Here is an 11,942-nt window from a genome sequence, read left to right as displayed (position 1 = left end):
CCGCCCCGGCCCCCGCGGCCCCGGCCGCCGCCGCCGCGACGCCGCGCGCCCCGGTCGCCGCCTCGGACGAGGGCCGCGAGGAACGGGTGCGCATGACCCGCCTGCGCCAGACCATCGCGCGCCGCCTGAAGGATGCGCAGAACAACGCCGCCATGCTCACCACCTACAACGAGGTGGACATGTCGGCGATCATGGCGCTGCGCGCCGAATACAAGGCGCTGTTCGAAAGGAAGCACGGCGTGAAGCTCGGCTTCATGTCCTTCTTCACCAAGGCCTGCGTGCATGCGCTGAAGGAAATCCCCGACGTCAACGCCGAGGTCGACGGCGCCGACGTCGTCTACAAGAACTACTACCATGTGGGCGTCGCCGTGGGCACGCCCAACGGGCTGGTGGTGCCGGTGATCCGCGACGCCGACCAGATGAGCTTCGCCGCCATCGAGAAGAAGATCGCCGAACTGGGCCTGCGGGCGCGCGACGGCAAGCTCTCCATGGCCGAGATGCAGGGCGGCACCTTCACCATCTCCAATGGCGGGGTCTACGGCTCGCTGATGTCCTCGCCGATCCTGAACCCGCCGCAATCGGGCATTCTGGGGATGCACAAGATCCAGGACCGGCCCGTGGCGATCGGCGGCGAGATCGTCATCCGCCCGATGATGTATCTGGCGCTGAGCTACGATCACCGCATCGTCGACGGCAAGGGCGCGGTGACCTTCCTGGTGCGCGTCAAGGAGGCGCTGGAAGATCCCCGCCGCCTGCTGATGGATCTGTAACCGCCACGCAACCACCGGGCCGCGCGCGTCGCGGCCCGCGCCATTCCAGAACATCCGGCCGCGCCACGGCCACGCGAGGAGAACCCCATGTCCGAATATGATGTCATCGTCGTCGGCGGCGGACCCGGCGGCTATGTCTGCGCCATTCGCGCGGCCCAGCTTGGCCTGAAGACCGCCTGCGTCGAGGGGCGCGGGGCGCTGGGCGGGACCTGCCTCAACGTCGGCTGCATACCGTCAAAGGCGCTGCTGCACGCCTCCGAACTGAAGCACGAGGCGGATGTCAATTTCGCCAAGATGGGCATTTCCGCCGGGGATGTGTCGGTCAACGTGCCCGAGATGATCGGCTACAAGGACAAGGTGGTGTCCCAGAACACCGCCGGCATCGAATTTCTGTTCAAGAAGAACAAGATCGACTACGTCAAGGGCTGGGCCAGGCTCACCGGCAAGGGCGAGGTGACGGTCACCGGCGACGACGCCGGCGTGCTGAAGACCAGAAACATCGTCATCGCCACCGGCTCCGACGTCGCCGTGCCGCCGTTCATCAAGCTCGACGAGGAGCGCATCGTCAGCTCCACCGGCGCGCTGGAGCTGAAGGAGGTCCCCAAACGCCTGGTGGTGATCGGCGCCGGGGTGATCGGGCTGGAGCTGGGCTCGGTCTGGAAGCGGCTTGGCGCCGAGGTGCAGGTGATCGAGTATCTCGACCAGATCACCCCCGGCATGGATGGCGAAATCTGCAAGCAGTTCCAGCGGATCCTGAAGAAGCAGGGGCTGAAATTCACCCTCGGCGCCGCGGTGCTGGGGGTGGAGAAGACCGCCGAGGGGCTGACGCTCAGCTACAAGCTGCGCAAGACCGACGCCGAGCGCAAGATCGACTGCGACGTGGTGCTGGTGGCCACCGGGCGCCGGCCCTTCACCGACGGGCTGGGGCTCGACGACATGGGCGTCGAGCTTGACGACCGCCGCCGCATCGTCATCGACGACCATTTCCGCACCCGCCTGGACGGCTGCTACGCCATCGGCGACGTGATCGCCGGGCCGATGCTGGCGCACAAGGCCGAGGACGAGGGCTACGCCGTCGCCGAGATCATCGCCGGTCAGGCCGGGCATGTGAATTACGACGTGATCCCGTCGGTGATCTACACCGCGCCGGAGGTCGCCGCCGTCGGCAAGACCGAGGAGCAGCTGAAGGAGGCCGGGGTCAAGTACAAGGTCGGCAAGTTCCCCTTCATGGGCAATGGCCGCGCCAAGGCGAATTTCGCCTCCGACGGGTTCGTGAAAATCCTCGCTGACGCCGAGACCGACCGGATTCTGGGCGCCCATGTGATCGGCCCGGCGGCGGGCGACCTGATCCACGAGGTTTGCGTGGCCATGGAATTCGGCGCCGCGGCCGAGGATCTGGCCCGCACCTGCCACGCGCATCCGACTTTCTCGGAAGCCATGCGCGAGGCGGCGATGGCCTGCGGCGACGGCGCCATCCACGCCTGAGCGGCGCGGCGCGGGCCGGATCGGCGGCGGACGCCTCTCGAATCGGAGGCGCGCGCGACCCTGCCGGCGCCATCCACGCCTGAGCGGCGCGACGCGGACCCTCGATCTTCGCCATGCCGACGAGGCGGCGGCGCAGGGCGCCGAGCGTCGAGGCTCGCCCGGGGGGCAAAGCGAAATCCGGCTTGATTTCGGCGCGACCCCGATTGAGGGTTGCTGCTGGAAACGTTCCAGCACACCCATAAAGCGGCGCAGGCCGGGAAAGCGATGCATCATGAGCGACACACACACCGGAACCTGTTTTTGCGGCGCGGTTGAAATCGAAACCTCGGGCGCGCCCGAGGGCATGGGCTATTGCCACTGCGAATCCTGCCGCGCCTGGGCGGCGGCGCCGGTGCACGCCTGGACCATCTGGAAGCCCGAAGCCGTCACCGTCACCCGCGGGGCCGAGCATATAGGATCCTTCAACAAGACCGATTTCAGCCGCCGCCAGTTCTGCGCCAAATGCGGCGGCCACCTGATGGCCGACCACCCGACCCTCGGCATGGTGGACGTGTGCGCGGCGGTGCTCCCGAGCCTGAAATTCGAACCCAGTGCGCATCTGAACTACGGCGAGACGGTGCTGCGCATCAAGGACGGCCTGCCCAAGCTGAAGGATTTCCCGGCGGAATTCGGCGGGTCTGGCGAGATGCTGCCAGAGTGACCCGCGCTTGATCCGCGCTTGATCCGCGCTTGATCCGCGCTTGATCCAAGACTGACCCGCGGGCGCGGCTGTCGCGCCCGCCTTCGCCGACCCGGGGGGATGCATGAGCGACTATTACGATCTCGGCGCCTACAGCCGCCGCGTCACCACCGCCGCGCCGGACGCGCAGCTTTGGTTCGACCGCGGCCTGATGTGGTGCTTTGGCTACAACCACGAGGAATCGGTCGCCTGCTTTCGCCGGGCGATCGACGCCGACCCGGATTGCGCCATGGCCTGGTGGGGCGTGGCCTACGCCTCGGGCTGCAACTACAACAAGCCGTGGGAGGCCTTCGACCGGGAAGACGCGTTGCGATCGGTCGCCGCCGCCTTCGACGCCACGGCCGAGGCCATGCGCTGCGCGCCGAACGCGACGCCGCTGGAACAGGCGCTGATCGGGGCGCTGCCCCACCGCTGCCCGGCGCGGGTTCCGGGCGAGGACATGTGTCTCTGGAACGACGATTACGCCAACGCCATGCGCCGCGTGCACGCCGAATTCGGCGACGACCCGGACGTGGCCACGTTCTTTGCCGAGGCGATCATGAACCGCACGCCCTGGGCCTTGTGGGACCTGAAGACCGGCGAGATCGCGACAGGCGCCGACACCGCCGAGGCCATCGAGGTGCTCGAAACCGCGCTGGCGCGCCCCGGCGGCATGACCCATCCGGGGCTTTTGCACATCTACATCCACCTGATGGAGATGTCGCCGCATCCCGAACGCGCGCTCAAGGCCGCGGACGCGCTGCGCGGTCTGGCGCCCGACGCCGGGCATCTGCAGCACATGCCCACCCATATCGACGTGCTGTGCGGGCATTACGAACGGGTGGTGACCTCGAACACGGCCGCCATCGCCGCCGATCGCCGGTTTCTGGAGCGCGAGGGGCCGCTGAATTTCTACTCGCTCTATCGCTGCCACGACTATCATTTCAAGATCTACGGGGCGATGTTTCTCGGCCAGTTCGCCCCGGCGATCGAGACCGCCGAAGAGATGGTCGCGACCCTGCCCGAGGCCCTGCTGCGCACGCAATCCCCGCCCATGGCCGACTGGCTGGAAGGCTTCGTTTCGATGAAGCAGCACGTCTATATCCGCTTTGGCAAATGGCGGGAGATCATCGACCAGAAGCTGCCCGATGACCAGGACCTGTTCTGCGTCACCACGGCGATGATGCATTACGCCAAGGCCGTGGCCCATGCGGCCAGCGGCGACGCGCCCAATGGCGAGCGCGAGGCGGCGCTGTTCGACGCGGCGGTGAAGCGGGTGCCCGAAAGCCGCATGGTGTTCAACAACACCTGCCTCGACATCCTCGCCGTGGCGCGGGAAATGATGCTGGGCGAGGTGGCCTATCGCAAACAGGATTACGACGCCGCCTTCGCGCATCTGCGCAGATCGGTGCAGATGGATGACGACCTGCCCTATGACGAGCCCTGGGGCTGGATGCAGCCGACCCGCCACGCGCTTGGCGCGCTGCTGCTGGAACAGGGACGGGTGGAGGATTCCGCCGCCGTCTACCGCGCCGATCTGGGGCTGGACGCGACCCTGAGCCGAGCCTGTCAGCACCCCGACAACGTCTGGAGCCTGATGGGCTACCACGAATGCCTGCAACGGCTGGGCCGGACCGAGGAGGCCAAGATCATCAACCAGCGGCTGATTCTGGCCAGGGCGCGCACCGACGTGGCGGTGAAATCATCGTGTTTCTGCAAGATGGGCAGCCGCTGAGCGCGGCCTACAGGCCCGACCAGTCCTCGGGATTGACGAACAGCCCGAACCAGATCGACCACAGGCCGAGCAGGATGAAGACGCCGCCGCCGATCCAGCGGCGGCGGGTCATCGCCCGGCCCAGCGCCTCCAGCCGTCTGGCCAGCCCGTCGAACAGCGTCAGCGCCGCCAGCGGCGCCGACAGCGCCAGCCCGAACAGCGCCATCATCGCGAAACCCGACCACAGGCTGTCCATGGTCGCCGCCAGCCCCAGCAGCGCGAACAGGATCGGCGCGGCGCAGGCCGGGACGTTGAGCCCGAACGCCACGCCCAGCAACGCCGGGCTTTGCGCGGTTTTCCAGCTGGACGGGGCCAGATTGACCGCGTGCCGGACCCAGCCCGCGCCGCCGGCGGCGAAGGCCAGGCCGACCGCCAGATAGATCGACCCGAAGACCAGCCACAGCCAGGTCTGCGCGCCGATCAGCTTCTGGCCGACAAGCACCGCGGCGACGCCGAACAGGCCGCTGACCAGCGTGCGCAGGATGACGAAGACGCTCAGCGCGCGGGCCCGCGCGGCGCGGGTGCGGTTTTCCTGCGATTTCAGAAACACCAGATGCCCGCCGATGGTGCAGGGTTCGACGAAGCCCAGCAGGCCGAGACCGATGGGCAGCAGGATCAGCACGCCCGACGAAGGGTCCATTCGGCAAGTCCTCGATCAACAGGGTGGCCCTCGGTAAACCTTCCCCCCGCGGGCGCGTCAAGCCTGCAGGGGGGCGGCGCGGATCACGGCTGCGCGACGCGCCTCGGTCATCGGGCCGGTTCAGCGGGCGCGATGCCCCAGCAGGCGCAGGGCGTTGGCGGTGACCAGCACCGTGGCCCCGGTGTCCGCCAGGATCGCCATCCACAGCGAGGTCATGCCCAGCAGCGTGGTGACCAGAAACACCGCCTTCAGCCCCAGCGCCACGGAAATGTTCTGGTGGATGTTGGTCATGGTCGCCCGCGACAGCCCGATCAGCGCCGCCACGTCGCGGGTGTCGTCATGCAGCAGCACCGCGTCGGCGGTCTCCATCGCCACATCCGTGCCGCCGCCCATGGCGATGCCCACATCGGCGCGCGCCAGCGCCGGGGCGTCGTTGATGCCGTCGCCGACCATGGCGACGCTGGCGCCGCGCGGCGCGGCGCGCTTCAGCGCCTCGATGGCCGCAAGCTTGTCCTGGGGCAGAAGTTCGGCCTTGACCTCGATGCCCAGCCGGGCCGCCAGCGCCGCGCCGGCGCGGGCGTTGTCGCCGGTAAGCATCACCGCGCGCACCCCCAGCGCGCCCAGCGCCGCCATGGCCTCGACCGCGTCGTCGCGCAGTTCGTCGCGCAGGGCGATCAGCCCCAGCGCCTCGCCGTCCGCGACCACCGCGGCGACGGTCTTGCCCTGTTCCTCCAGCGCCGCGACCGCGTCAAGCGCGGCAGGCGGCATGGCGGCGATCCCGGCGGCGTAGCGGGGCGAGGCGACGCTGACCTCGCGCCCCGCCACCTGCGCGCGCACCCCGCGCCCGCGCAGCGCCTCGGCCCCGCGCGACGGCGGGATTTCAACGCCGCGCGCCGCCGCCTCGGCCGTGATGGCGGCGGCCAGCGGGTGCGAGGACGAGGCCTCGACCGCCGCCGCCAGCCCCAGCAGCCCCGCCTCGTCGCCCTGAAACGCGGTCACGTCGGTGACCCTCGGCTTGCCCTCGGTCAGCGTGCCCGTCTTGTCGAACCCGACCAGCCGCGCCTTGCCGATGGCCTCCAGCACCGCGCCGCCCTTCATCAGCAGCCCCTGTCGCGCGCCGGCCGAAATCCCCGAGGTGATCGCCGCCGGGGTCGACAGCACCAGCGCGCAGGGGCAGCCGATCAGCAGGATCGCCAGCCCCTTGTAGATCCAGTCGCCCCACGCGGCCCCCAGCAGCAGCGGCGGGACGATCGCGATCAGCGCCGACGCCACGATCACGCCGGGCGTGTAGTAACGGCTGAAGCGGTCGATGAAACGCGCGGTCGGGGCCTTGGCGGCCTCCGCCTCCTCGACCATGTGCAGAATGCGCGCGATCATGTTGTCGGCCACGGTCTTTTCCACCCGCACCCGGATCACCCCGTCGGCGTTCACCGAACCCGCATAGACCCCGTCGCCCACCTGCTTGCGCCGGGGGATCGATTCGCCGGTGATCATGGATTCGTCGATCGAGGTCTCGCCTTCGATGATCTCGCCATCCGCCGGCGCGCGCGCCCCGGCGCGGATCTCCACCACGTCGCCGACCTGCAGGCTGTCGGCCGGGACCTCGACGGATTCGCCTTCCAGGACCAGAAACGCGGTTTTCGGGGCCAGATCCGCCAGCGCCCGCACGGATCGCCGCGCACGGGACGCGGCCATCATCTCCAGCAGTTCGCCGACCGAGAACAGGAACACCACCACCGCGGCCTCGGGCGCCTCGTCGATGATCACGGCGCCGATCACGGCGATGGTCACCAGGGTCTCGATGGTGAAGGGCTGTCCGGCCAGCGCCCCCATCCACGCCTTGCGCGCCAGCGGCGCCAGCGCCGCCAGCGCCGCCGCGGCGAACACCCAGCCCGCGTATTGAGGAGCGGCGAAGGACAGCGCCGCCGCCGCCGCCAGCGCCAGACCGGTGAGCAGCACCAGCCGCCCCTTGGCGGTCTGATGCCAGGCCGGTTCGGGCGCGTCGTCCGGCCGGTCGCCGGGGCGGATCACCTTGTAGCCGAGCTTTTCCACCGCCCGCGCCACCATGTCGGCGCTGGTTCCGGTCGCGTCCAGCTCCAGGCTCAGCCGCTGGCTTGAATAGTTCAGACTGACCGCGCCGACGCCGGGCATGGCGCAGACCGCGCCCTCGATCTTGGCGGTGCAGCTTGGGCAATCCATGCCCTCGACGGTGAAAACATGCCTGTCGGCCATGAGGCCCTCATTTGCATTCCGGGGTGTCGCTTCCCAGATATGCCAGCTACAGTTCCTGTAGGTTCAAGGGGGGGATCGCGTCATGAGCGAAAAAAATTTCTCCATCGGGCATCTGGCGCGCGCGGCGGCCGCGAAGGTCCAGACCATCCGCTACTACGAGGACATCGGCCTGATGCCCGAACCCCGGCGGTCGCCCGGCAACCAGCGCATCTATGGCGACGAGGATCTCCGCCGGCTCGCCTTCATCCGCCATGCGCGCGAGTTGGGGTTTCCCCTGACCGCCATCCGCAGCCTGCTGGCGCTGTCCGACGCCCCGGACCGCCCCTGCGACGAGGCCGACCGCATCGCCCGCATGCATCTGGACGAGGTGGAAAGCCGCATCGCGCGGCTCGCCGCCATGCGGCTGGAACTGAAGCGGATGATCGCCAACTGCCAGGGCGATGTCTCGGCCAGGTGCAACATCCTGCACGTGCTTTCGGATCACAGCCTGTGCCGTCACCACGGCTGAGGCCGCGCCCGGCGACTGCGACGGATTGGCCGCCGGCGACGACTTGACCTTCCAGCAGGTGGAAACCTTACCTGCATGGGACCGGAACGATGGGCGCCGAACGGGGCCGGACACGGGGCCGGACACGGGGCCGGACAGGGGCCGGACACGGGGCGACGGAACGCGCGGCGCCGTCCGTTGAACGCCCGAAACCCCGATCCCGGATCCCGCCAGGCGGATCGGGCCCGCAAACACGGAGGTCGAGCGTGCGGATCGCAAATGTCTTGAAGGTCAACCGCCCGGCGCCCGGCCCAAGGAGGAGTCGATGAGGATTTCGCGACGCGCCACGCTCGGGCTGCTGGCCGCGGGCGGCGCCGCGCTCGCCTATGGCGGCTATGGATGGTCGCAGGGGCGGCGCGCCGCCCCGCCGCGCCCGCTGGCGATTCCGCCGCTGGCCGAGGGCGCGCCCCGCGACGGCGCGCGGCAATACGATCTGCGCATCCGGCAGGGGGTCTCGCGGTTCTACGAGGGCGTCGAGACCCCGACCCTGGGGATCAACGGCGATTACCTCGGCCCGACCCTGCGGCTGACGGCCGGCGAGCGGGTGCGATTCAACGTCGCCAACGATCTGGACTGGACCACGACGCTGCACTGGCACGGGCTGCACCTGCCCGCCGCGCAGGATGGCGGGCCGCACCAGACCATCGCGCCGGGCGCGGTCTGGCGGCCGGAGTTCGAGATCCGCCAACGCGCCGGAACCTTCTGGTATCATTCGCATATGCTGCACGAGACCGGCGCGCAGGTGTTCCATGGGCTCGCCGGGATGATGATCGTCGAGGACGCCGCCGCCGCGCCGGACCTGCCGCGGGATTACGGCGTGGACGACGTGCCGCTGGTGCTGCAGGATCGGCGATTCAACGATGACGGCTCGTTCGACTACCTGTCCTCGATGCCGGATCGGATGATGGGGATGCGCGGCGACGCGCTGCTGGTGAACGGCACGGCGAACCCGTATTTCGTCGCGCGCAGCGACAGCTTGCGGCTGCGCATCCTCAACGGCTCCAACGCCCGCTTCTACGCCCTGTCGTTCAGCGACGGGCGGCGGTTCCATCTGATCGCCAGCGACGGCGGGCTGCTGGAACGCCCGGTGGAGACCGCCGCCATCGACCTCGCCCCCGGCGAGCGCGCGGAGATCGTCGTCGACCTGTCCGACGGGCGCCCGGTGCGCCTGCTGGCCGGGACGCCGCGCGCCGCGGGCATGGCCGGCGGCATGATGGGCCGGATGATGGGCGGCGGCGACATCGATTTCGACGCGCTCGACATCCGCCCCGACGCGGCCCGGCGCAAGCGCCTGATCCTGCCCGCCGCGCTGGCGACGCTGGCGCCCCCCGACCCGTCGCGCGCCGTCGCGACGCGGCGCTTCCGGCTCGACATGCCCATGGGGCCGGCGATGATGATGGGCGGCGACGACGCCATGGGGATCAACGGCCGCGCCATGGACATGAACCGCGTCGACGTGACGGTGCGCCGGGACACCGAGGAAATCTGGGTGATCGAGAACCCCACCATGCTCGCGCATCCGTTCCATATCCACGACGTGCAGTTCCGGGTGCTCGACCGCAACGGCGCGCCGCCTTCCGCCGCCGAAGCGGGGCTGAAGGACACCATCGTCGTCGCCCCCGGCGATCGGGTGCGCCTGCTGCTGGGCTTCGCCGACTACGCCGACCCGGATCGCCCCTACATGTATCACTGCCATATTCTGGAACACGAGGACGCGGGGATGATGGGGCAATTCGCCGTCACCGCTTGATCCGGGGCGTGATCCGGAATCGGCGGGGCGACGTCAACGGCCGGGGCGCGGATCGACGCGCCCCGGCCCCCCGCCGACCGATGCTTCCGACGCCAAATCGCCGCCGCGACGCGGACCGGCGCCAACCCAAGGAGACGAAAATGAAAACCACACTGGCGACGCTGACGCTCGCACTGACGACAATCGCCGGCGCGGCCCTGGCCGATGCGGGCGGCGTGTATTACGGCGGTCACGGCATGGGCTGGGGCGGCGGCATGGGCTGGGGCGGCTGGTTCTTCGGGCCGATCATGATGCTGGTCTTCCTGGGGCTGATCATCGGGCTCGTGGTCCTGACCGTCCGGTTTCTCGGCGGCGGCGCCAGCGGCGCCAGCGGCGGCGACGCGCCCTCGAACGACGCGGACCAGGCCCTGAAGATCCTGCGCGAACGCTTCGCCAAGGGCGAGATCGACAGCGCGGAATTCGATGAGCGCCGCAAGCTGCTCGACTGATCGGACAAGGACGCGGACCCGGGACCCGGGCTGCGGGGAGACAGTGCATGAACAAGCAATTCCTGATCGCCGGCGGGCTGGCGCTGGCCGTGCTCGGCGGCGGCTACTGGTGGATGAGCCAGAACAACGGCGGCGGCGGCGGCGCCCGCACCATGGCCAGCGACGTGAATGACGGCGCGGTGGATGGCGCGCTGACCATCCCGACGCTGTCGGCCAAGGCGCAACAGGGCAAGGCGCTGTTCGACGCCAATTGCGCCGCCTGCCACGGGGCCAACGCGGCGGGCACCGACCGGGGGCCGCCTTTCATCCACCAGATCTACCGCCCCGGGCATCACGCGGACGCGGCGTTCCTGATCGCCGCCAAGCGCGGCGTGCAGGCCCATCACTGGCGATTCGGCAACATGCCGCCGGTCAAGACCGTGACCAACAACGAGGTCACCTACATCCTCGCCTATGTGCGCGAGATCCAGCGCGCCAACGGCGTCAACTGACCCCGCCGCGCCCGTCCCGGGGGACCGGGGCGGGCGCGGCGGGCGCGGGCGTCACTCCTGCGCCGCCGGGGCGGGCTTCAGCTGCGCGGCGAGGAAATCCAGCACCTCCCGACGCGGGGCGCCGAGGTCCAGAAGCTCATGCCGCCAGGCCAGCTCTCCCTCGGTGTAAACCACTGACTTGCTGCCGTTTTCCTTGTCGAGGAACCTCCCGCAATCACCCTTGGTCCACGGGGTCTGAAACCACGGATCCCTGGCCCCGACCAGCGTCAGCACCGGTTCGTCAGGGCCCGCCGCAACGCCCTTGTATTCAGGCCAGCCGGCGTTGCAGGTCCAGCCCTCGACGATGCGGGCGCTGGTCTTCTGGCGGTCGTTCTCGGCGCGGAACGTCGCCGTGGCGACACCGCCCTGACTGAGCCCGGCCAGCACGATGCGCGACCCGTCCACGAAGGGCAGCGCGCGGGCCTGCTCGATGGCGTGGCCGGCGTCTTTCTGGCGCATGACCAGCGTGCCGCGATACAGCCCGCCGCGATTGGTGGCGACATCGCAGGATTTCGGATATTTGAGCCGCGCGAAACTGGCCGGGGCGATCACCAGAAAGCCGTTGTCGGCGTAGAATTCGATCCGCCGCAGCGTGCCCTCCCAGACGCCGCTGCATCCATGCAGATAGATCAGCGCCGCCAGCTTGTCGGCGCGCCCGGCCATGTCGCGTTTCAGATCGGCGAGCGTGGTGGCGCGCGACCCCCCGGCGCCGTCGGGAACCCGGATGATCGCCGCCGCCCAGGTCCGGGCCGTTTCCGCCGGATCGGAGGCCTCCAGCCCGGTCATCTCCGCCGGATCGGTGAAGACCCTGGTGCTGTTGTGCAGGCCCGGCGCCACCGCCTGCCCCGGCGCGGCGCTGGCGCCCATGATCAGCGCCGCCAAAACCGTCGCCAGTATTTTCACTGTGTTTCCAATTGGTTCACGCATGATCGCCTTGCTCACCCTCACTGCAGATTCGCCCGGTTGATTCGCATTTGTCTACGCCCGCCCCCGGCGGAGAACAAGCGG

At 69.4% G+C, this 11,942-nt stretch carries 11 protein-coding genes; 8 read left to right on the top strand and 3 right to left on the bottom strand.

The features are described from left to right. The 4 genes from odhB to AC1HC7_RS17350 all read left to right on the top strand — a co-directional run. On the top strand, nucleotides 1-770 hold a 770-nt coding region (odhB, locus tag AC1HC7_RS17365), incomplete at its 5' end, for a 2-oxoglutarate dehydrogenase complex dihydrolipoyllysine-residue succinyltransferase (protein ID WP_479499266.1). 87 nt (nucleotides 771-857) lie between these two features. Next, on the top strand, nucleotides 858-2,255 hold the full coding sequence (gene lpdA, locus AC1HC7_RS17360; protein WP_479498092.1) for a dihydrolipoyl dehydrogenase: 1,398 nt from the start codon (nucleotides 858-860) through the stop codon (nucleotides 2,253-2,255). Between the two features lie 271 nt (nucleotides 2,256-2,526). Beyond that, nucleotides 2,527-2,955, top strand: a complete 429-nt coding sequence (locus AC1HC7_RS17355; protein WP_479498093.1) for a GFA family protein — start codon at nucleotides 2,527-2,529, stop codon at nucleotides 2,953-2,955. A 103-nt stretch (nucleotides 2,956-3,058) separates the two neighbouring features. After that, the gene (locus tag AC1HC7_RS17350; RefSeq protein WP_479498094.1) at nucleotides 3,059-4,708 is read left to right on the top strand and encodes a tetratricopeptide repeat protein; all 1,650 of its coding nucleotides are present in this window, start codon (nucleotides 3,059-3,061) and stop codon (nucleotides 4,706-4,708) included. 7 nt (nucleotides 4,709-4,715) lie between these two features. Here the strand turns inward: AC1HC7_RS17350 and AC1HC7_RS17345 are convergent, their stop codons facing one another. Together AC1HC7_RS17345 and AC1HC7_RS17340 are read right to left on the bottom strand one after the other, a co-directional pair. Beyond that, nucleotides 4,716-5,387 carry a hypothetical protein gene (locus tag AC1HC7_RS17345; protein WP_479498095.1) on the bottom strand — a complete coding sequence of 224 codons (672 nt, stop codon included), beginning with the start codon at nucleotides 5,385-5,387 and terminating at the stop codon, nucleotides 4,716-4,718. A 120-nt stretch (nucleotides 5,388-5,507) separates the two neighbouring features. Beyond that, complete coding sequence (locus tag AC1HC7_RS17340; protein ID WP_479498096.1) at nucleotides 5,508-7,619, bottom strand: heavy metal translocating P-type ATPase; 2,112 nt, start codon at nucleotides 7,617-7,619, stop codon at nucleotides 5,508-5,510. 82 nt (nucleotides 7,620-7,701) lie between these two features. Between AC1HC7_RS17340 and AC1HC7_RS17335 the strand changes: the two genes are divergently transcribed. The 4 genes from AC1HC7_RS17335 (at nucleotide 7,702) to AC1HC7_RS17320 (ending at nucleotide 10,895) form a co-directional block, all read left to right on the top strand. Next, nucleotides 7,702-8,127: a MerR family transcriptional regulator gene (locus AC1HC7_RS17335; protein WP_479498097.1), complete on the top strand. Its 426-nt coding sequence runs from the start codon at nucleotides 7,702-7,704 to the stop codon at nucleotides 8,125-8,127. A 304-nt stretch (nucleotides 8,128-8,431) separates the two neighbouring features. Further along, entirely contained in the window at nucleotides 8,432-9,916 is a 1,485-nt protein-coding gene (locus tag AC1HC7_RS17330) for a multicopper oxidase family protein (protein ID WP_479498098.1), read from the top strand. Nucleotides 9,917-10,056: 140 nt separating this feature from the next. After that, nucleotides 10,057-10,404: an SHOCT domain-containing protein gene (locus AC1HC7_RS17325; RefSeq protein ID WP_479498099.1), complete on the top strand. Its 348-nt coding sequence runs from the start codon at nucleotides 10,057-10,059 to the stop codon at nucleotides 10,402-10,404. Nucleotides 10,405-10,451: 47 nt separating this feature from the next. Continuing rightward, the gene (locus AC1HC7_RS17320) at nucleotides 10,452-10,895 is read left to right on the top strand and encodes a c-type cytochrome (protein WP_479498100.1); all 444 of its coding nucleotides are present in this window, start codon (nucleotides 10,452-10,454) and stop codon (nucleotides 10,893-10,895) included. Nucleotides 10,896-10,946: 51 nt separating this feature from the next. Here the strand turns inward: AC1HC7_RS17320 and AC1HC7_RS17315 are convergent, their stop codons facing one another. Continuing rightward, nucleotides 10,947-11,837: an alpha/beta hydrolase family protein gene (locus tag AC1HC7_RS17315; protein ID WP_479498101.1), complete on the bottom strand. Its 891-nt coding sequence runs from the start codon at nucleotides 11,835-11,837 to the stop codon at nucleotides 10,947-10,949. Nucleotides 11,838-11,942 lie beyond the last annotated feature (105 nt).

The sequence above is a fragment of the Oceanicella sp. genome (genome assembly GCF_056449545.1).
The sequence above is the reverse complement of the archived record's forward strand: the minus strand, read 5'-3'. Positions and strand labels throughout refer to the sequence as shown.

Coding starts and splice junctions, on each gene's coding strand:
- lpdA (WP_479498092.1), top strand. CDS start 858: ATGTCCGAATATGATGTCATCGTCGTCGGCGGCGGACCCGGCGGCTAT.
- AC1HC7_RS17355 (WP_479498093.1), top strand. CDS start 2,527: ATGAGCGACACACACACCGGAACCTGTTTTTGCGGCGCGGTTGAAATC.
- AC1HC7_RS17350 (WP_479498094.1), top strand. CDS start 3,059: ATGAGCGACTATTACGATCTCGGCGCCTACAGCCGCCGCGTCACCACC.
- AC1HC7_RS17345 (WP_479498095.1), bottom strand. CDS start 5,387: ATGGACCCTTCGTCGGGCGTGCTGATCCTGCTGCCCATCGGTCTCGGC.
- AC1HC7_RS17340 (WP_479498096.1), bottom strand. CDS start 7,619: ATGGCCGACAGGCATGTTTTCACCGTCGAGGGCATGGATTGCCCAAGC.
- AC1HC7_RS17335 (WP_479498097.1), top strand. CDS start 7,702: ATGAGCGAAAAAAATTTCTCCATCGGGCATCTGGCGCGCGCGGCGGCC.
- AC1HC7_RS17330 (WP_479498098.1), top strand. CDS start 8,432: ATGAGGATTTCGCGACGCGCCACGCTCGGGCTGCTGGCCGCGGGCGGC.
- AC1HC7_RS17325 (WP_479498099.1), top strand. CDS start 10,057: ATGAAAACCACACTGGCGACGCTGACGCTCGCACTGACGACAATCGCC.
- AC1HC7_RS17320 (WP_479498100.1), top strand. CDS start 10,452: ATGAACAAGCAATTCCTGATCGCCGGCGGGCTGGCGCTGGCCGTGCTC.